17 protein-coding genes and 1 riboswitch are annotated in these 20630 nt (G+C 39.7%); of the genes, 13 read left to right on the plus strand and 4 right to left on the minus strand.

What is annotated here, in order from left to right; all coding sequences use genetic code 11:
- Nucleotides 1-128 precede the first annotated feature (128 nt).
- Nucleotides 129-2720 carry an EAL domain-containing protein gene (locus tag R6U77_RS10620; protein WP_319835648.1) on the plus strand — a complete coding sequence of 864 codons (2592 nt, stop codon included), beginning with the start codon at nt 129-131 and terminating at the stop codon, nt 2718-2720.
- A gap of 28 nt (nt 2721-2748) precedes the next feature.
- Here the strand turns inward: R6U77_RS10620 and R6U77_RS10625 are convergent, their stop codons facing one another.
- Nucleotides 2749-3066 carry a DUF3221 domain-containing protein gene (locus tag R6U77_RS10625; RefSeq protein WP_319835649.1) on the minus strand — a complete coding sequence of 106 codons (318 nt, stop codon included), beginning with the start codon at nt 3064-3066 and terminating at the stop codon, nt 2749-2751.
- A gap of 110 nt (nt 3067-3176) precedes the next feature.
- Between R6U77_RS10625 and R6U77_RS10630 the strand changes: the two genes are divergently transcribed.
- Nucleotides 3177-3773: a zinc dependent phospholipase C family protein gene (locus R6U77_RS10630; RefSeq protein ID WP_319835650.1), complete on the plus strand. Its 597-nt coding sequence runs from the start codon at nt 3177-3179 to the stop codon at nt 3771-3773.
- Between the two features lie 146 nt (nt 3774-3919).
- Here the strand turns inward: R6U77_RS10630 and R6U77_RS10635 are convergent, their stop codons facing one another.
- A complete protein-coding gene (locus R6U77_RS10635; RefSeq protein ID WP_293927768.1) occupies nt 3920-4237 on the minus strand; it encodes a thioredoxin family protein in 318 nt (105 codons plus the stop codon).
- A gap of 234 nt (nt 4238-4471) precedes the next feature.
- Here R6U77_RS10635 and R6U77_RS10640 point away from each other — a divergent pair, with 234 nt between their 5' ends.
- The 3 genes from R6U77_RS10640 to R6U77_RS10650 all read left to right on the plus strand — a co-directional run bounded on the left by R6U77_RS10640 (nt 4472) and on the right by R6U77_RS10650 (nt 9893).
- Nucleotides 4472-6856 carry a 3-hydroxyacyl-CoA dehydrogenase/enoyl-CoA hydratase family protein gene (locus R6U77_RS10640; RefSeq protein WP_319835651.1) on the plus strand — a complete coding sequence of 795 codons (2385 nt, stop codon included), beginning with the start codon at nt 4472-4474 and terminating at the stop codon, nt 6854-6856.
- 22 nt (nt 6857-6878) lie between these two features.
- Nucleotides 6879-8051 carry an acetyl-CoA C-acetyltransferase gene (locus R6U77_RS10645; protein ID WP_319838367.1) on the plus strand — a complete coding sequence of 391 codons (1173 nt, stop codon included), beginning with the start codon at nt 6879-6881 and terminating at the stop codon, nt 8049-8051.
- A 69-nt stretch (nt 8052-8120) separates the two neighbouring features.
- Nucleotides 8121-9893, plus strand: a complete 1773-nt coding sequence (locus R6U77_RS10650; protein WP_319835652.1) for an acyl-CoA dehydrogenase family protein — start codon at nt 8121-8123, stop codon at nt 9891-9893.
- Between the two features lie 95 nt (nt 9894-9988).
- Here R6U77_RS10650 and R6U77_RS10655 read toward each other — a convergent pair whose 3' ends face one another.
- Complete coding sequence (locus tag R6U77_RS10655; RefSeq protein ID WP_319835653.1) at nt 9989-10438, minus strand: AraC family transcriptional regulator; 450 nt, start codon at nt 10436-10438, stop codon at nt 9989-9991.
- 114 nt (nt 10439-10552) lie between these two features.
- On the opposite strand from R6U77_RS10655, the gene R6U77_RS10660 reads away from it, so the two are divergent.
- The 7 genes from R6U77_RS10660 (at nt 10553) to R6U77_RS10690 (ending at nt 14950) form a co-directional block, all read left to right on the plus strand.
- Complete coding sequence (locus R6U77_RS10660) at nt 10553-10909, plus strand: arsenate reductase family protein (protein WP_293927778.1); 357 nt, start codon at nt 10553-10555, stop codon at nt 10907-10909.
- A gap of 77 nt (nt 10910-10986) precedes the next feature.
- On the plus strand, nt 10987-11367 hold the full coding sequence (gene gcvH / locus R6U77_RS10665) for a glycine cleavage system protein GcvH (protein WP_293927779.1): 381 nt from the start codon (nt 10987-10989) through the stop codon (nt 11365-11367).
- A gap of 82 nt (nt 11368-11449) precedes the next feature.
- The gene (locus R6U77_RS10670; RefSeq protein WP_293927780.1) at nt 11450-11767 is read left to right on the plus strand and encodes a toprim domain-containing protein; all 318 of its coding nucleotides are present in this window, start codon (nt 11450-11452) and stop codon (nt 11765-11767) included.
- A 10-nt stretch (nt 11768-11777) separates the two neighbouring features.
- On the plus strand, nt 11778-12083 hold the full coding sequence (locus tag R6U77_RS10675) for a thioredoxin family protein (RefSeq protein ID WP_293927781.1): 306 nt from the start codon (nt 11778-11780) through the stop codon (nt 12081-12083).
- 58 nt (nt 12084-12141) lie between these two features.
- Nucleotides 12142-12246: riboswitch (SAM riboswitch) on the plus strand.
- Between the two features lie 86 nt (nt 12247-12332).
- Nucleotides 12333-13358, plus strand: coding sequence for a methionine ABC transporter ATP-binding protein (locus R6U77_RS10680; RefSeq protein ID WP_319835654.1), 1026 nt, complete (start codon nt 12333-12335; stop codon nt 13356-13358).
- Entirely contained in the window at nt 13351-14019 is a 669-nt protein-coding gene (locus tag R6U77_RS10685; RefSeq protein ID WP_293927787.1) for a methionine ABC transporter permease, read from the plus strand. The genes R6U77_RS10680 and R6U77_RS10685 overlap by 8 nt, the downstream gene beginning before the upstream one ends.
- Before the next feature lie 58 nt (nt 14020-14077).
- Nucleotides 14078-14950 carry a MetQ/NlpA family ABC transporter substrate-binding protein gene (locus tag R6U77_RS10690; RefSeq protein ID WP_319835655.1) on the plus strand — a complete coding sequence of 291 codons (873 nt, stop codon included), beginning with the start codon at nt 14078-14080 and terminating at the stop codon, nt 14948-14950.
- 143 nt (nt 14951-15093) lie between these two features.
- Here the strand turns inward: R6U77_RS10690 and R6U77_RS10695 are convergent, their stop codons facing one another.
- Entirely contained in the window at nt 15094-15996 is a 903-nt protein-coding gene (locus R6U77_RS10695; RefSeq protein ID WP_293927792.1) for a glutamate biosynthesis transcriptional regulator GltC, read from the minus strand.
- Between the two features lie 118 nt (nt 15997-16114).
- Between R6U77_RS10695 and gltB the strand changes: the two genes are divergently transcribed.
- A complete protein-coding gene (gene gltB / locus R6U77_RS10700) occupies nt 16115-20626 on the plus strand; it encodes a glutamate synthase large subunit (protein WP_319835656.1) in 4512 nt (1503 codons plus the stop codon).
- Nucleotides 20627-20630: the final 4 nt, after the last annotated feature.

Genomic DNA, 20630 nt, shown 5'->3' on the forward strand with positions numbered 1-20630 from the left:
TCATTCTTCTAGTACCTTTTTTATTTAAAAAATATTCAAACAATTCTAAATACCCATTAAATAAAAAGTTCTTTTATACTATAATTAATAATAACAAGCATGTACTTTCTCATAGGGAGGGATAGAAGATGAAAGAAATGTACAATAAAAACCGTTTTTTCAATGTTTTTTCTAAAAGAAAGAGCGATAGCACGTATGTAATGGAAACAACACATGATGATTTACTGCAAATTTATACTTCACTTGTAACGAATGATCCAGAAATCGTCTTTGTTTTTTCACGTCAAGGTGAGCTATATGTTGCAAACAGAGAGAAAATGGAAGCGTTTTTTGGAACGGAAATTACATCGACAAATGACTTTCGAAAATTTACTTCCCCTGAAACATTGAAACAATTAAAAATTAGCTTTATCAATGCATTAAAAGGAATAACGACACAAGTTGATATTACTGTTCGCAATAAACAGCTAGAGGAGCTACCGCTTACTTTATCATTTGTGCCAATTAAAGAGGGCGATCAAATAACGAGTGTCTATGTGAAGGTAAGCAGCAATTTAGAGAAATATTTACTTGAGCAGCAGCTTACGTTAAAGAAAAGTCGCGATGAATATCAATATATTTTCGATCATTTGACTTCGGGAATTTGGATGCGAGAATCAATGGATGGGCCGTTTATTTACGCTTCAAAAGGGCTGGAGGACATATTAAACCTTCCAACTAATACACTTTATGAAAATGAGCAAGCTTGGTTTGAGCTTGTTAATGAAGAGTATATTGATGTGATGAATAAAGCAAAGGCACGTGTTGTGGCAGGAGAAAAAATACAGGAAATCTATGCAATTACTTGTCAAAATGGCGAGAAAAAATGGCTGCTTGAGCAAATTGTACCACGCTTTAATCAGCAGGGAGATGTCACAAATGTTTTTGGACTTGTGCTTGATATTACACGGGAAATTGCAATGGAGCAGGAATTACTATATTTAGCGCAATATGATGCATTAACAGGTTTGCCGAATCAAACGAAAATGAGAAAAGTATTGGGGCAATATACAAAAAAGCAAGAGCCTTTCACTATTTTAAACATTGATATCGACCGGTTCCATGTTATTAACAATTCATTAGGATATTCAACAGGTAATGAAGCATTGAAAATATTAGCGCAAAGATTGAAACAAATAACACCTCAAAATGGTGAAATTGCCCGCATGAGCAATAATAACTTTTTAATGCTTGTGCCTCACATATGGCAAAAAGAGATCATCACATTAGCTGAACAAATTTTAAAAACAATTCAGCAGCCTTTTACGATTCAAGAATTTGAATTGAATGTGACAGCTAGCATAGGAATTTCATTTTATCCAGCAGAGGCAGGAGACGAAAGAACATTGCTTGAAAAAGCATATAATGCTTTACAGGAGGCAAAGAAAAAAGGAAAGAATACGTATGAGCTTTCATCACATGTTGCAAGTATTTCAACATTTAAGCAATATATGCTAGAGCGAGATATGAGAAAAGCTATTACTGAAAAGCAATTTGCCGTTTTTTATCAGCCGCAAGTTGATACGAGAAAAGGGCTGTTGACGGGGGCACAAGCTTTTATTCGCTGGAATCATCCAGACTGGGGACTTGTCATGCCAGATGAGTTTCTCCCATTAGCAGAAGAAAATCATTTAATTAATCCCATTACCGACTGGCTACTAGAAAAAGTGCTGCAATCGATGCAGGAGTGGCAGGCTGAACAGCTGTCATTAAAGCCTATTACGGTCATTATTCCAGCGCTTCGACTATTGAAAAAGGGCTTTTATGATTTAGTTATTCGATTGCTTGAGCAGTACAATATAAATCCAGCCTTCTTACGCTTTGAAATGAATCAAAATACATTTTTACATGAAGACATTATTCATGAATCAATAGAAGCATTTAAACAGCTAGGCATTCAAGTGGTTGTTGCTGATTTTGGCAAAGGACATTCCTCATTAGATTATATTCGAAAAATAAGGCCGAATATTTTGAAAGTAAACAAAGTGTTCGTTCAAAATTTGTTTGAAGAAAATAGCATTGATGATGCGATTATTAAATCGACTATCTATTTAGCAAAGTCGCTTTCGATGGAAGTGATTGCAGAGGGGGTGGAAACGGTAGAGCAGCTCGAATTTTTAAAGCAATTGGAATGTGATGCTGTCCAAGGATATATTTTCTCAAAGCCTGCAAAAGAATCGACATTTAAAGCCATTTTAAAAACAGGCTATGTTATACCAAAAAGCAAATATAAAAGAGCAGTCACTGTAGAGAGACGGCAATATTACCGCTATCGTTTCCAGCATCTATTACAAGGGTTTTTAACAATTACTGAGTTCAATGGACAAGCGATAACGCTTGGGAAAACACCTGTGTTAATTGAAAATATAAGCTTAGGTGGCGTGAAAATTTTATCTAATTTAAAGCTACCAGTCCATCAGGATATGAAGTTTAATGTGACATTTAATATTATGGGCGAGCATTTTGAAGTGGCAGGACAGCTGCGCTGGTGGGAGGAGAAAAAGCTCGATGTATTCGGCTACGGCATTCACTTTATGACAAATATAAATGTAGAAAATCGACTAGCCGCAACGATAAATAAATTAAGTCGCTATGAGCGAAAAATGGAGGCAATTCCGAATACGCTCTTTATTTATACAGAGCCGCACAAATATTTTCGTGAAATGAATTTAATCCATTGAAATGGCTGACTGAAAAGATAATATCTTTTCAGTCAGCTGTTTTAATTTCAATTTTAGTTGCACTTGCCTGTGCCTGTGCAGGATCACTTGTCTCAACGAAATTTACCCACACAGAGACAGTTTGACCAATTTTCAAAGAATCCATTGAATTGCTAGCAATCCAAACTTTGTAGCTGCTTTGCAGTAAAAACCTACCGCTCTCTAGCTCTATAATTTCTCCAGTAATAACAAGCAATTCCTCATTATTTGTTGTAGGAGAAGCTGCATTATCCATAATCATTTGTGAAAAAGCGATGAGGAGAATAGAGATGGTTATTAAAATGATGAATGTAATATTCTTTTTCATCTTTATAGCCCCCTTCTATTATCTTATTAAGAAGTTTTGTATAGGTAAAGCTGCAACTTATAAGGCAGGAAAAACGTTGTGATTTTGGAAAGGAAATGGAGGGACAAGAAATGGGCTCGAGAATTATGCATTTGATTATCTCACAGAAGATAGCAGAACGGATCGCAATAAAGGACAAAGCGAGCTTTTTAGCAGGTGGCATCGCACCGGATGCTGCATTAGACAAAGAGCGCTCGCATTTTTATATTGGTCAACAGGAAGATTATACACGAAAAATTGATTATACAGGTTTTTTAGAAAAATATAATACACACAAAGAACAGTCATACATACTTGGCTACTATACGCATTTAATTACAGATGATTTATGGCTGCAAGGCTTCTATCTACCTTGGCTAAAAAATCGTATGGAAAATGACCAAAATCTAGGAAGGCTTTATCATCAAGATTTTATGCTACTAAATGGGCAGCTATTAGCATATTACGGCTTCAATGAATCTATATTGCCATCTAAAGCAACCATTGTGAATTTAGAGGAAGTAACTGAACAGGAGGTTATGCAGTTTTTACCTTATGTACAAGGTGACATGGTGTATGATGAGGATATGCTAAAGCAAAATTTACAGGTTTTCACATTGCCACAAATCATCGGCTATATTGAAACATCGGTTGAAAAGGGACAGCAGTTAATGAAAGAATTGGTTTAAAAGTAGAGATTCGCTCAACGAATGGTGGAATTCGCTCAACCAAACACGAAATTCGCTCATCGACCAATGCAATTCGCTCAACCAAATGTAAAATTCGCTCATCGAAACGCAAAAAACAAGCTCCCGACCAAGCGGGAGCTTGTTTTTTATGCTTGCGCGTCTAAAAACTCAGTTACTTGTGCAGGTGATTTAGCATTGGCACTATGTAAGTGTGCTAATTTTTCACCATTTTTGAAGATTAATAATGACGGGATGCCCATTACTTGATATTTTTCAGCTAGCTCTGGGAAATCATCGCGGTTGATAGAATACCATTTATATTGGTTGTATTCCTCGATAATTGGGTCAATAAACATATCCATGCGTGTGCAATCAGGGCACCAGCCTGCAAAAAATTTAATGATAACTGCTTGCTCTGTTGAAGTTAATTCGTTAAATTGCTCTAATGTTGTTATTTGTTCCATTGATCTCACTCCTTTATGATTAGTGTACCGATTTTCAAATGTGAACGAAAGCAATTTGCTTGTCGATAGAAAAAATTTTGAAAATACTGTGAAAAAAATATTGCTTTAATAAAAGAAATACACTACACTAAAAACAGAAATGATGTGAAAAAAATATTTTAGTAGTGAGCTATTTTTTTTCGTTACAAAATGAATGACTGTTCATTCAAAGAATTGCACAAGGGGGAATTGCTCGTGGCTTACAGCATTAAAAAGGCAGCCGTTTTAGGCTCAGGGGTTATGGGATCAGGTATTGCAGCACATTTAGCGAATATCGGTATTCCGACATTATTGTTGGATATTGCACCGAAGGAATTAACAGCGGAGGAGCAAGCGAAGGGGTTAACGCTTGAGCATCCTGTAGTACGCAATCGTTTTGCACAAGGGGCAATGCAAAAACTATTAAAACAAAAACCAGCACCACTATCTTCGAAGCAAAACTTAGCTTTAATCACACCAGGGAATTTTGAGGATGATTTAGAGAAGCTAAAAGATGTGGATTGGATTATTGAAGTTGTTGTTGAAAATTTAGATATTAAAAAGAGCTTATATGAAAAAATTGATGCTGCGAGAACAGCTGGCACAATTATTACATCAAATACATCAGGTATTAGCATTAATGCGATGGCAGAGGGACGCTCAGAGGATTTCCAAAAGCATTTCTTAGGAACGCATTTCTTCAATCCACCGCGCTATTTAAAGCTTTTAGAAGTTATCCCAGCAAATACAACTGCACCAGAAGTGGTCGCATTTATGCGTGAATTCGGTGAAGATGTGCTTGGCAAAGGGGTTGTTATCGCAAAAGATACGCCAAACTTTATTGCAAATCGTATCGGTACATACGGTTTACTTGTAACGATGCGTGAAATGCAGGAGCGTGGCTATTCAATCGGAGAAGTTGATTCCGTAACAGGTCCTTTAATCGGTCGCCCAAAATCAGCAACTTTCCGTACGTTAGATGTTGTAGGATTAGATACATTTGCGCATGTTGCTAAAAACGTTTATGACAATACGACAGGTGAGGAGCAACAAGTATTTGCAGAATCAGCAGTCGTGAAAAAGATGATTGCCAATGGCTGGCTAGGTGCGAAGTCAGGTCAAGGCTTCTTCTTAAAGCAAGGCAAGGAAATTCTTGAGCTAAACTTACAAACATTTGAATATGAGCCAGTGAAAAAGCTGAAAACGCCTTCTATGGAAATGGCAAAGCAAGCTAGAGGCTTAGCCAATAAAGTAAAAACACTGGTTTATGCAAATGACCGTGTAGGCGAGTTATTATGGAATGTTTTTGCACCGACATTGATTTATTCAGCACAGCTACATGGCGAAATTGCAGATGACATTGTGGCAATCGACAATGCGATGAAATGGGGCTTCGGCTGGGCACAAGGGCCATTTGAAATGTGGGATGCAATTGGTGTGAAAGACTCTGTTGCAAAAATGGAGGCAGAAGGTCGAGAAGTGCCAGCATTCGTGAAAGGTTTATTAGAAAAAGGCTTTGATACATTCTACTCAGAAATTGATGGTGATTTAGCCTTCTATAATGGGACAGAATATGAAAAAGTGCCAACGAATCCGAAAGTAATTGATTTAAAGCGCTATAAGAAAAAGCATGGTGTCATTAAATCAAATACGGGTGCTAGCTTAATTGATTTAGGTGATGGCATTGCATTATTAGAATTCCACTCACAATCAAATGCCATTGGCTTAGACATTATTCAAATGCTGAACTTCGCAATTGACGAAGTAGAAGCAAATTACAAAGGCTTAGTTATCGGTAACCAAGGCAAGAACTTCTGTGTTGGGGCGAACTTAGGCATGATTTTAATGGAAGCACAGGATGATAATATTTTCGAGCTAGACTTCGTCGTGAGCGCATTCCAAAAGGCGATGCGTCGCATTAAATATTGCACAAAGCCAGTTGTCGCAGCACCTTTCCAAATGGCTTTAGGTGGCGGAGCGGAAGTGTGCTTACCAGCAGCGCATATTCAAGCGTCTGCTGAAACATATATGGGTCTTGTAGAAGTAGGCGTTGGCTTAATTCCAGGGGGCGGCGGTAATATCGGTCTTTATCAAAAGTTCTTAAAAGGCTTGCCAAATGGGGTAGAAATCGATTACCAAGCAATCGCAACAAAAGTATTTGAAACAATTGCGATGGCGAAAGTATCAACGTCTGGTGAGGAAGCACGTGAAAACAACTTCTTAAACTTTGCGGATGGCATTTCTGTTAATGCAGATCATCAACTTTATGATGCAAAGCAAGCAGCGCTAGCATTATATGAGGCGGGTTATACTGCACCGTTAAAGCAAAAGGTGAAGGTTGTTGGGGCACCAGGCTATGCAACATTGCTGTTAGGTGCACAGGGCATGTTCCAATCAGGCTATATTAGTGAGCATGATTTAAAAATTGCCAAAAAGCTTGCATATGTGATTGCAGGGGGCTTAGTACCATATGGAACAGAAGTGACAGAGGAATACTTATTAAACTTAGAAAAAGAGGCATTTTTACAATTAGTTGCTGATCCAAAATCGCAAATGCGTATGCAGCACATGCTTGTAAAAGGAAAGCCATTACGTAACTAGTCATAAAAGGGGGATATGAATGATGCGTGAAGCCGTCATTGTAGCAGGTGCTCGTACACCGATTGGGAAAGCAAAGAAGGGGTCGTTAGCAACAGTCCGTCCAGATGATTTCGGTGCACTTGTTGTCAAAGAAGCATTGAATCGAGCAGGTTACGAAGGGCCGATTGATGATTTAATTATAGGCTGTGCGATGCCAGAAGCAGAGCAGGGCATGAATATAGCACGTAATATTGGAGCATTAGCAGGGTTACCAGATACAACACCTGCATTAACAGTCAACCGTTTCTGTTCATCAGGCTTACAAACAATTGCCTATGCTGCAGAGCGCATTATGCTAGGACATTCCAAGGCGATACTAGCAGGTGGCGTTGAGTCGATGAGTATGATTCCGATGACAGGAAATACGATCCGCTTGAATCCGAAGCTTGCAGAGGAAGCACCACAGTATTATATGAGCATGGGACATACGGCAGAGGAAGTAGCACAGCGCTATGAAGTGAGCCGTGAAGACCAAGATAAATTTGCGGTACGTTCACATGAATTAGCTGAAAAAGCGATTAAAGAGGGCAAATTTAAGGACGAAATCGTAGCTGTAGAAGTTGTCCAGCATTATGTAGATGAGAAAAACAAGCTACAGGAAAAGAAATTTATTTTTGATACAGATGAAGGTGTGCGTCCAGGCACTTCTGTGGAAGGCTTAGCTAAATTACGTCCAGCCTTTAATGTTAAAGGCTCTGTTACAGCAGGAAACGCTTCTCAAACTTCAGATGGCGCAGCTGCTGTCTTGGTAATGGATAAGGAAGAAGCAGAGGCACAAGGCTTAAAGCCACTTGCAAAGTTTTTAGGCTTTGCGGTTGGTGGAGTAGCGCCAGAAGTAATGGGCATTGGTCCGATTGTCGCTGTGCCAAAAGCGTTAGAAATTGCTGGCTTAACGCAGGAGCAAATTGATTTATGGGAAATCAACGAAGCGTTCGCCTCACAATCATTGCAGGTTGTACGTCATTTAGGCATTGATGAAGAAAAAGTAAACGTCAATGGTGGAGCGATTGCATTGGGGCATCCACTTGGTGCAACAGGCACGATTTTAACATTGAAATTAATTCACGAACTAAAGCGTCGTGGCGGCAAATATGGCGTTGTGACAATGTGTATCGGTGGCGGCATGGGCGCTGCTGGTGTGTTCGAAATACTATAACAAGGCTAGATTGGAAATTGTGTGAGAATTGTGTGAGTGCCTGGCACTCAAAATAAGGGGGAACTAATAATGACAAACATTATTAAAGGTGGAAGCTTTTTAGTAGAAGAAGTAGATATTAATCGCGTAATTACACCAGAGGATTTCATGGATGAGCAAAAAATGATTGCGAAAACAACAGAGGAGTATGTAGCAAACGAAGTACTACCAGTTGTAGAAAATTTAGAAAACCATGAATTCGACCACTCTGTACGTTTATTAAAAACAGCAGGTGAATTAGGTCTTTTAGCAGCAGATGTACCAGAAGAATATGAAGGCTTAGGCTTAGACAAAATTTCCTCTGCACTAATCGCAGAAAAAATGTCTGTAGCAGGTGGCTTCTCAATCACACATGGTGCACATGTTGGTATCGGTTCATTACCAATCGTATTGTTCGGAAACCATGAGCAAAAATCAAAATACTTACCAAAGCTTGCTTCAGGTGAATTAATTGCAGCATACGCCTTGACAGAGCCAGGCTCAGGTTCCGATGCATTGGGCGCAAAAACGACAGCAAAGCTAAACGATGCAGGCACACACTACGTATTAAATGGTGAAAAGCAATGGATTACGAACGCAGGCTTTGCGGATGTCTTCGTTGTTTACGCTAAAATTGATGGCGACAAATTCTCTGCATTTATCGTAGAGCGCTCATATCCAGGCGTTTCTGTAGGTCCTGAAGAGAAGAAAATGGGGATTAAATCATCTTCAACACGTACATTAATTTTAGAGGATGCAGAAGTACCTGTTGAAAACTTATTAGGTGAAGTAGGACGCGGTCATATTATTGCCTTCAACATTTTAAATATCGGACGCTATAAATTAGGTGTAGGTACTGTAGGGGGCTCAAAGCGTGCCTTTGAATTAGCTGTACAATATGCCAACCAACGTAAGCAATTCAATACGCCAATTTCAAGCTTCAATTTAACGAAAGAAAAGCTAGCAACGATGGCTTCACATATTTATGCATCTGAATCGTTAAACTATCGTACAGTAGGCTACTTCGAAGATCGTCTAGGTCAATTATCAGCTGAAGAACAAAAGGATGGCAAAGCAATTGCTGGTGCAGTAGCTGAATATGCAATTGAGTGCTCAATCGCTAAAGTATTCGGCTCTGAAACGTTGGACTATGTAGCAGATGAAGCAGTGCAATTACACGGCGGCTACGGCTTCATGGCAGAATACGAAGTAGAGCGCATTTACCGCGACTCTCGTATTAACCGTATTTTCGAGGGTACAAACGAAATCAACCGTATGATTGTACCAGGCACATTTATGAAAAAGGCATTAAAAGGTGAGCTACCATTATTACAAGTTGCGCAAAACCTGCAATCAGAGCTATTAATGATGATGCCTGAAGAAGTGGGTGATGAGCCATTAGCACAAGAGCTATACTTAGTGAAAAACGCCAAGAAAATTGGCGTATTAGCAGCAGGCGCAGCAGCTCAGCGTTTCGGTGTGAAATTAGAGACGGAGCAAGAGGTATTGGTGAAAATCGCCAACATCGCCAACCAATTATACGCAATGGAATCAGCAGTTATCCGCACGCAAAAAGCAATCGAGCGTGATGGTGCAGAAAAAGCAGCACAAAAGCTTCTATATACGCAAATTTTCTGTCAAGAAGCATTTGCAGAAATCGAAAAAGAAGCAAAGGATACATTGCTTGCGTCAGTTGAAGGTGATGCAGGTCGTATGACATTATCAGCACTGCGCAAATTAACACGCAACAACCCATACAACTTAATCACGAAAAAACGTGAAGCTGCTGAGAAATTAATCGAGGCAGAGAAGTACATCGTTTAATATTGTGGGGCTATCCAAATATTTTGGATAGCCTTCTATTTATGTTTGGTAGAGCGAATTGTTACTTTTGAATTAAAAAATAACAGCACTACCCTTTACTGAATAGGCACTAATATTTCGCATAAATGCTGATTAATCATTTGAGCCGTATATCTCTCAATAATCGGCTGCTCCCTAATAGATAAATGATTTTTTTCAATCGCATTAAAAATATTTTTCCAAAATTCGCTCACAGCCTCTTTTGTATGATCAAGCAAGAAAACAGCGTATTTTCCACCTGAAAATTGCCCAGTTTGAGCGGGCGCTGTGACGTTAAAATCTTCACTTACAATAGCACAAACATCATAACGACATTCCTCTTTCAGAACAATTTGTGGATTATCCTGTGGTATGCCTAAAATAATAGATTGCTCAAATATATTTTGCAATTTTGCCCATTCTTTAAAAGCTTCCATCAATTCTTGGTTTTTCTCTCCCCCATACTCCCCGATGCTTCGGAAATAGGCGATTCTTGATGAGGGTAGTTGTTCAATTGTCATGTTCATACTTCAGTCCCCTTTCTAGAACAAGGTAATATGATATAAAATGTTTTTCAAGGTCTTTTTAAAAGAATTTATGATATGATTTTTAAGAAGCAATGAAAAAGGAGCGACTGGCAAATGACAATTCAAATTTATCAATATCCAAAATGTTCAACATGTAAAAAAGCGCAAAAATGGTTGGACGATCAGCATATTACGTATGAGTCGATACATATTGTAGAAGAAACACCGACAAAGGAGCAGCTACAAGCAATTTATGAGGCGAGCGGGCTGCCGTTGAAGAAATTTTTTAATACATCTGGGATGAAGTATAAGGAGCTAGGCTTGAAGGATAAGCTAGCAGAAATGACAGAGGATGAGCAATTAGCCTTGCTGGCGTCTGATGGTATGCTGATTAAGCGACCGCTTGTAACGGATGGCAAAAAAGTGACGTTAGGCTTCAAGGAGTCTGACTTCTTAGAATCGTGGAAATAACGTGAATAGTAGCTTGTTTTTACGTAAGAAATATGGCAAACTGAAAATGAATGTATTACATATTTGGAGGGGTTTTCATGAGCACACCAACAGAATTACGTTATTCTAAAGAGCACGAATGGGTAAAAGTTGAAGACGGCAAGGCGCGTATCGGTATTACGCATTTTGCACAAAATGAACTAGGCGATATCGTATTCGTTGAACTACCAGAAGTAGGCGACGAATTAACGTTGAACGAGCCATTTGGTAGCGTTGAGTCAGTTAAAACTGTATCGGAGCTATATGCGCCCGTATCAGGCAAAGTTGTAGAAGTAAACGAAGAGTTAGGTGATAGCCCAGAATTCGTGAACGAGTCTCCATATGAGCAAGCATGGATGGTTGTTGTTGAGCTATCGAACCCATCTGAAGTAGATGAGTTAATGACTTCTGAGCAATACGACGAAATGACTGCAGAGTAAAACAAATATAAAGGGGGTGTCGGTAAAACAGATGTTGATCTGCTTTCCTGGCACCCCATTTGCGTATGAAAGGAGAATTTTGATGATTTGTATGGTTGTAGAAGGGCGTTCGGATAAATTAAAGCTGGAGCAAGTAATTGCCGAGGATGCGATTATATTATGTACAAACGGAACGATGAGTGAAGACAATTTGCTTGAACTTTTAGCACCATATGAGTATCTTAAATTTTATACGCTTTTTGATGCGGATGTATCAGGGCAAAAAATGCGTAAGCTAATGAAGCGAGTTTATTCAGAGGCTATTCAGCTCGAAATACCTGCACAATATAAAGAGGTTGCAACAACCCCAACAACTGTGTTAGCTACACTTTTGAAAAAAGCAAATATACGTACAAAGTAGGACAATGATAATGGAAGAATGGACAATCGAGCAGTGGCAACAGCAGCTAACTAATAATGATGTTGTCACGCTATATTTATATACGCCAATATGTGGAACATGTGCCATCGCATCGAAAATGATGGATGTCGTGGAACAGCTATTACCTACTATGCCAATAGGAAAAATGAATTTAAACTATTCTGAAAAATTAGCCTTGGAGTTGCAAGTAGAAAGTGTTCCATGCCTAGTAATAGCAAGGGATGACGGCACAATGGAAAAAATTTATGCCTTTCAATCCGTACTAAATTTATATGAAATATTAAAAAGTAGTTGACGCACTTTTTATATCGTGATAAAGTACATTCATACTAAATTTACAAATTAAATAAATCCTCTTATAAAGAGCGGCGGAGGGAAGTGCCCTATGAAGCCCGGCAACCATCACGAATGTGAAAAGGTGCCAAGTCACACAAAGTATACACTTTGAAAGATGAGAGAATGGTTCAACATAAATTCATTATGTAAAACCTTTCTGCTTGCTCAAAGTGGAAAGGTTTTTTTGATTTTTAAAAGGAGAATAACGATGATTCAATTATCTAATATAACGAAAGTTTACAAAACGAAAAATGGCGATTTGACCGCTGTTCGTGATGTTAATTTAACAATCAATCAAGGCGAAATATTTGGCATTATCGGCTACAGCGGTGCGGGTAAAAGTACAATGATTCGCTTGCTCAACGGTTTGGAAAAGCCAACAACTGGAGAAGTCATTGTCAATGGTGAGGATATTGCGCATACTTCTGGTGCAAGCTTACGCCAAGCACGTCAGAAAATAAGCATGATTTTTCAACATTTTAATTTGCTTTGGTCACGTACGGTTGAGGAAAATATCGCATTTCCATTAGAAATTGCGGGTGTCAGCAAAAGCGAGCGAGCAAGCCGCGTGCAGGAGCTAGTGGAGCTAGTCGGTTTAAACGGAAGGGAGAAAGCATATCCTTCACAGCTATCAGGAGGGCAAAAGCAGCGAGTTGGCATTGCCCGCGCATTAGCAAATAACCCAGAAGTATTGCTCTGTGATGAGGCAACTTCAGCGCTAGACCCTGAAACGACGGATGCTATTTTAGAGCTACTCTTGAATATTAATAAAAAGCTAGGGCTGACAATTGTTTTAATTACACATGAAATGCATGTTATTCGTAAAATTTGTCATCGCGTTGCAGTGATGGAAGCTGGACAAGTTGTGGAGCAAGGCAAGGTGCTAGATATATTCCAAAATCCACAGGCAACGATTACGAAAAACTTTGTGTCGCAAGTTTCTGATTCAAGTGAGACGAAGGAATCAATCGAGCAAATTGTGACAAACTATCCGACTGGCAAAATTGTACGTGTTACCTTTGTTGGTCAATCAACAAAAGAGCCTATTATGTCGCAGTTAATTAAGCAATTTGATGTAGATATTAATATTTTGCATGGCGCTATTTCACATACGGCAAATGGTCCTTACGGTACGCTCATCGTGCATATTGATGGAGGTAAAGAAAATATTGAAAGTGCATTGCAGCTATTAGCAACAAACAATATTCAAGCGGAGGTGATTGAACGTGGTTGAGCAATTATTTCCGAACGTCAATTGGGACAAAATGTGGCAAGCAGCCTATGAAACGATTTATATGACAACAATTTCTACTGTAATTACATTTATTTTAGGACTAGCAATCGGGATTGTACTATTTTTAACAAGCCCACATCAGTTGTGGGCAAATAAAATTGTCAATTTTATTACAGGGTCACTCGTTAATATTTTTCGTTCCATTCCATTTGTCGTTTTAATTATTTTATTAATTCCTTTTACGTTATTCATCGTTGGAACAATTCGCGGAACGAATGCCGCTCTACCAGCTTTAATTGTTGGGGCAGCACCGTTTTATGCGCGCATGGTACTTATTGCATTGCGTGAAATTGATAAAGGTGTTATCGAGGCAGCACGTTCAATGGGGGCGAAAACATCGACGATTATTTGGAAGGTCTTGATTCCTGAATCATTGCCTGCCTTGATTTCAGGTATTACAGTAACAGCCGTTGCACTTGTTGGCTATACAGCAATGTCAGGGATTATCGGCGCAGGTGGTTTAGGTCAGCTTGCCTATATCGATGGCTTCCAACGTAGCCGTAGCGATGTAACACAAGTAGCAACAATTTTTATTTTAGTCATCGTCTTTATTATTCAATGGATTGGCGATATTTTGACAGTCAAAGTAGATAAACGTTAGGTCTTTACAAGGTAACTTGTTGACATATAGAAAGTGAAAAAAGAGAGGAAGAAAAAACATGAAAAAATGGTTATCAATCTTATTATTCTCAGCACTTGCGCTAGTATTAGCAGCTTGTGGTGCTAAAGAAGATAAAGAGCAAGAAACAACAGGTAGCAACACAGAAGGTGACAATGGTACAACAGAAACAGCAGAGCCAACAAAATTAGTAGTAGGTGCATCATACGGTTTACATGATATTATTTTAGAAAAAGCGAAGCCAATTTTAGCTGAGCAAGGCGTTGAAATTGAAGTTCGTCCATACCAAGATTATATATTGCCAAACCAAGATTTAGATTCTGGTGAATTAGATGCGAACTATTTCCAAACGATTCCATATTTCGAAAATGAAATGAAGGAAAAAGGCTATGACTTTGCGAATGCAGGTGGTATTCATATTGAGCCAATCGGTGTTTACTCACAAAAATATAAATCACTTGATGAATTACCAGACGGCGCAACAATTATTATTTCAAACTCTGTAACAGAGCAAGGTCGTATTTTAACATTGTTTGAAAGCTTAGGTTTAATTACTTTAAAAGAAGGCGTTGTAAAATCTGAGGCGCGTTTAGAGGATATTGTAGAAAATCCAAAAAATCTTGTATTTGATGCAGACTCTGCACCAGAAATGTTAGTTACTTATTTTGAAAATGGTGAAGGCGACGTTGTTGTCATTAATTCAAACTTTGCTATCGATGCAGGCATTAGCCCAATTAACGATTCAATCGCAATCGAGAGCTCAGATTCTCCATATGTAAACATTATCGCTACACGTACAGGCGATGAAAACAGCGATTCAATTAAAAAATTAGTAGATGTATTAACATCAAAAGAAATCCAAGACTTTATTTTAGAGGAATGGGACGGCGCTGTTGTACCAGTTGAAAAATAATAGATAACTTTCTAAATCGCTTACAACTATTATGAAAGTTCTCCCTTAAAACAGAGGCTACCTGAAAAGATGATTCTTTTCAGGTAGCCTCTACTTTTACATTACATAATGTGTGCTCCTGTGGTGGTCACGATCCACATTCTTTACTGAAACTGCGTCAGCCTTGAGAAAAAATCGCCAACAAACGATAAAAAGATTTGCTCTGATGGTGCTAAATCGCGAGTTGTCGGATAAATGACACCAACTGTGCGGCGGATAACAGGCATTGCAATAGGTACTTTGACGGTTAAGCGCGGTGTGGAGTCATAGAGCGAGCTCTCAGGTAATAGTGTAATACCAATACCAGCTGCAACAAGCCCCTTCAATGCATCCATATCCTCACCCTCAGATGTAATGTTTGGCAAAAAGCCTACTGAACGACATGCATCGACGACCACCTTTTGCAAAACATAGCCCTCAGGAAAGAGTACAAAGTTTTCATGACGTAAATCAATTAAATTAATCGATTCATTTTTAGCTAATGGATGTGATGTTGGCAGCAGTGCATACATATTTTCGCTAAAAAGCACACGGACATCAATTAACTCATCCTTTGGTGGAATCGGCCCTAATAAAGCTAAATTGAGCTCTCGATTTTTTACAGCTTCAATTAAGTATTTATAAGACCCTTGACGCAGCTGAAAGGCGACATCGGGATATTGGCGTTTAAAGGCGGAAATCACAGTTGGTAAAACATAGCTTGCTAAGCTTGTTGGGAAGCCAACTTTAATGACCCCTTTTTGTGGGTCTAAATATTCCTCAACTTGCTTTGTAGCAAAATCTATTGCCTTTAAAGCGGTTAAGCTATGCTCTAAAAAGATTTTCCCAACTGGTGTCAGCTTGACATTGCGACCAACACGCTCAAAAAGGGGGGTACCTAATTCCTCCTCTAAATTGGCAATTTGCCGACTAATTGCTGATTGTGCCACATGTAAATGCTCTGCTGCTGCTGAAATATGCTCGCGTTCAGCCACTTCAACAAAGTAACGCAATTGACGTAACTCCAACGTTTCCACCCCATTCATCTGATTTTTAGATAGATTATATCCAAACTATATATTGTTTATATTATTCTGAAAAATATAAAATGTAAATACGTTATTGAAAAAATTGGGGGGATCATCTATGACTTTTCATCAATTGCCAGTCACACAAGGTCTTTATTCACCAGAGTTTGAACATGATGCATGTGGTATTGGCATGTACGCAAATATTAAAGGGCAACCTTCTCATGATATTGTCAAAAATGGTTTAGAAATGCTATGTCGCTTAGAGCATCGTGCAGGGCGTGGAAGCGATGGGAAAACTGGGGATGGTGCAGGGCTGATGGTGCAAATTCCAGATGCCTTTTTTAAAACGCAATGTCCAGAGCTACAATTACCTAATAAAGGGATGTACGGTGTTGGGCAATTATTTTTTACAAATAATGAGGAACAGCGCAAGGCAATCGAAGAAAAAATAAATGAATTGATTGCGCAAGAAGGGCAGCAACTAATTGCTTGGCGTACAGTACCGATTAATAAAGAATGTTTAAGCGAGGTAGCAAAAGCGACAGCGCCGATTGTTCGTCAAGTATTTATCGCAGCTAATACAACAGACAATCTTGCCTTTGAACGCAAGCTATATTTAATTCGCAAACAGGCAGAGCATTGGGCAAAAGCGCAAAATTATACCTTTTATTGTCCAAGTATGTCCAGTCAAACAATTGTATTCAAAGGGCTGCTAGCACCTGAGGAAGTACGTGAATTTTATTTAGATTTACAAGATGAGCATTTTGTTTCCGCATTAGCACTTGTCCATTCACGCTATTCTACAAATACATTCCCATCGTGGGAGCGAGCACATCCAAATCGCTACATTATTCATAATGGTGAAATTAATACGTTGCGTGGCAATATTAACTGGATGCAAGCACGTGAACAGCAATTTATTTCAGAGGCTTTCGGGGAAGATTTACAAAAAATCTTACCGATTATCGATACGACAGGCTCAGACTCATCAATGCTAGACAATGCCTTTGAGTTTTTCGTACTAGCAGGACGCACACCTGCACATACAGCAATGATGCTAATTCCTGAGCCATGGACAGAAAATCCACGCATTGCAAAAGAGCGCAAAGCATTTTATCAATATCATGCAAGCTTAATGGAGCCTTGGGATGGGCCAACAGCAATTTGCTTTACAGATGGCAAGCAAATTGGCGCTATTTTAGACCGCAATGGCTTACGTCCAGGTCGCTTGTATGTAACTAAGGACGACCATATTATCTTCTCTTCTGAAACAGGTGTTATTGATATAGCAGAGGAAAACGTTTTATATAAGGACCGTCTTAGTCCAGGGCGAATGCTGCTTGTTGATTTAGAGCAAGGGAAAATCATCTCAGATGATGAGCTAAAGGCTGAAATGGCTGCAGCATATCCATATGCAGAGTGGCTAGAGGAGCATATGGTCAAGCTTGAAGCAAAGGAAGAGCCATCTGTACAAGTGCAAAATATTACACGTCAGCAGCAAATTTATGGCTATACATTTGAGGATATTCAAAAATATATTGTGCCTTTAGCGAAGGAAGGGAAGGATCCACTTGGTGCTATGGGCAATGATACACCGCTTGCTGTACTATCTGAGCGCCCACAATCGCTGTTCAATTACTTTAAACAGCTATTTGCGCAAGTAACAAATCCACCGATTGATTCCATACGTGAGCATGTTGTCACATCGACCATGACATTGCTTGGCGCTGAAGGTAATTTATTGCATCCGACAGCAGCAAATGCACGTAGAATTTTCCTTGATACACCAATTTTAACGCATGGGGAATATACCGAGCTACTAAAACAATCAGATTTCCAGTACACTGTGATGGATTTAACATTTAAGGAAAGCTTAGCAGAAGAATTACAGCGTATACAGCAGCAAGCGAAAAAGGCGATTGGGCATGGTGCAACATTGTTAATTTTAACAGATCAAAATGAGGATATCACAATACCAACAGTGCCAATTTTATTAGCTGCAAGTAGCTTACATCAATATTTAGTGCGAACAGGCTTACGCACTAAGGTAAGCATTATTGTTAGCAGTGGCGAGGCGAGAGAGGTGCACCACTTTGCTGCATTAATTGGCTTTGGTGTTGATGCAATTTATCCGTATTTAGCATATGCAACGATTGAGCAGGCAATTCAGAAAGGGCATATTCCACTCCATTATCAAACAGCGATTCAAAAATACCGTAAGGGCATAACGGATGGCGTTGTCAAAGTGATGTCAAAAATGGGTATTTCAACAGTGCAATCCTATCGTGGTGCGCAAATATTTGAAGCTGTAGGGATTAGTAAAGCTGTTATTGAGGAGCATTTCACAGGAACAGCCTCGCAAATTGATGGCATTGATTTAGAAACGATCGGTGAAGAAACGAAAAAGCGCCATCAAGCTGCACTACAAATGAAGCAGCAGGAGCTTGATTCAGGCAGTGACTTCCAGTGGCGTGCAAATGGTGAGCATCATGCCTTCAACCCAAAAACAATTCATACATTGCAATGGGCAACACGTAAAAATGATTACGGCTTATATCGTATGTATGCCGAAATGGCAAATGAAGAGCGCATCGGCTTTTTACGCAATTTATTCGACTTTAAAAAGGCGGAGAAGCGTTTGCCTTTAGAGGAAGTGGAATCGGTGGAATCAATTGTTAAACGCTTTAAATCAGGGGCAATGTCATTTGGTTCATTATCGAAAGAAGCTCATGAAACATTGGCGATTGCGATGAATCGCCTTGGTGCACGCTCAAATTCTGGAGAAGGTGGCGAAGACCCTGCTCGCTATATACAAGACGCAAACGGTGATAGCCGTCGCAGTGCGATTAAGCAAATTGCCTCAGGACGTTTTGGTGTTAAATCGCATTATTTAGTGAATGCAGAGGAATTGCAAATTAAAATGGCACAAGGGGCAAAGCCTGGTGAAGGCGGACAATTGCCGGGCAATAAAGTATATCCATGGGTGGCAGAGGTACGTGGCTCCACGCCAGGTGTTGGTTTAATTTCTCCACCACCACATCACGATATTTATTCTATTGAGGATATGGCTGAGCTCATTCATGATTTGAAAAATGCCAATCGCTATGCACGAATTTCTGTCAAGCTTGTGGCAAAGGCAGGCGTTGGTACAATTGCAGCTGGCGTAGCAAAAGGAGCGGCAGATGTCATCGTTATTTCAGGCTACGATGGCGGTACAGGTGCTTCACCGAAAACATCAATTAAGCATACAGGCTTACCATGGGAGCTAGGCTTAGCAGAGGCGCATCAAACGCTGATGTTAAATGGCTTGCGTGACCGTGTCGTATTAGAAACAGATGGCAAGCTAATGACAGGAAAAGATGTCATTATGGCAGCACTTTTTGGAGCTGAGGAATATGGCTTTGCGACAGCACCATTAATCGTTTTAGGCTGTGTGATGATGCGTGTTTGTCATTTAGATACATGCCCGGTAGGTGTAGCAACGCAAAATCCAGAGCTACGTGCGAAGTTTATGGGGAATGCAGACCATGTTGTGAACTATTTCCGCTTTGTAGCAGAGGAAATGCGTGAGTATATGGCATTGCTAGGCTTCCGCACAGTAGAGGAAATGGTTGGACGCACAGATGTCCTTGAAGTGTCTAAACGTGCGAAGGCGCATTGGAAGGCAGGACAGCTCGATTTAACAGCGTTACTATATCAGGTGCAAGGCGTGCGTACGAAAGAGCAGGAGCAAGACCATAAAATTGCAGAAAGCTTTGATATGCGTGAGCTGTTGCCAAAGGTGAAACAGAGCATTGCAAGCAGAACACCTATTACATTACACTATCCAATTAAAAATACAGACCGTGTTGTCGGCACAATTATCGGCAGTGAAATATCTCGCTGCTATGGAGAGCAAGGCTTACCAGAGCATACGATTCGCCTAAATTTCACAGGACATGCAGGACAGAGCTTTGGTGCGTTTACGCCTCGTGGTATGACATTAAGCTGTGCAGGAGATGTCAACGATTACTTTGGGAAAGGCTTATCTGGTGGCAAAGTGCTTGCGATTGCACCGATTAAAGGACAGCAAGAGCGCAATGTCATTGCAGGCAATGTTTGTTTATATGGCGCAACAAGTGGTCAGGCATTTATTAATGGGCGAGCAGGGCATCGCTTTGCAGTTCGTAATTCAGGTGCACATATCGTTGTTGAAGGCATTGGAGACCATGGCTGTGAATATATGACAGGTGGCAAAATTATTGTGCTAGGCGATGTAGGACAAAACTTTGCAGCAGGTATGTCAGGCGGTATTGCCTATGTGCTGCCAACAGACGAGGCAGCATTTAAAGCGCAGTGCAATATGGAAATGATTGAATTTGCGAAGCTTGAAGAAAAACAGGAGATGGATATCATCCATGCAATGATTACACAGCACTATGATTATACAAATAGCTCAAAGGCTTATGAGGTGTTAGAAAATTGGGAGCAAACTGTTCAGCGCTTGATCAAAGTTGTGCCAACAGATTATCAGGCGATGCTGAATAAAATTGCTCAGCATGAGGCACAGGGGTTAACAACTGATTTAGCAGCAATGCAGGCATTTGTCGAAGCAACGAGCATAAAAGAGCTAGCTATTTCCAAGTAAAGGG

This window comes from Lysinibacillus louembei (assembly GCF_033880585.1).
Classification (GTDB): Bacteria; Bacillota; Bacilli; order Bacillales_A; family Planococcaceae; genus Metasolibacillus; species Metasolibacillus louembei.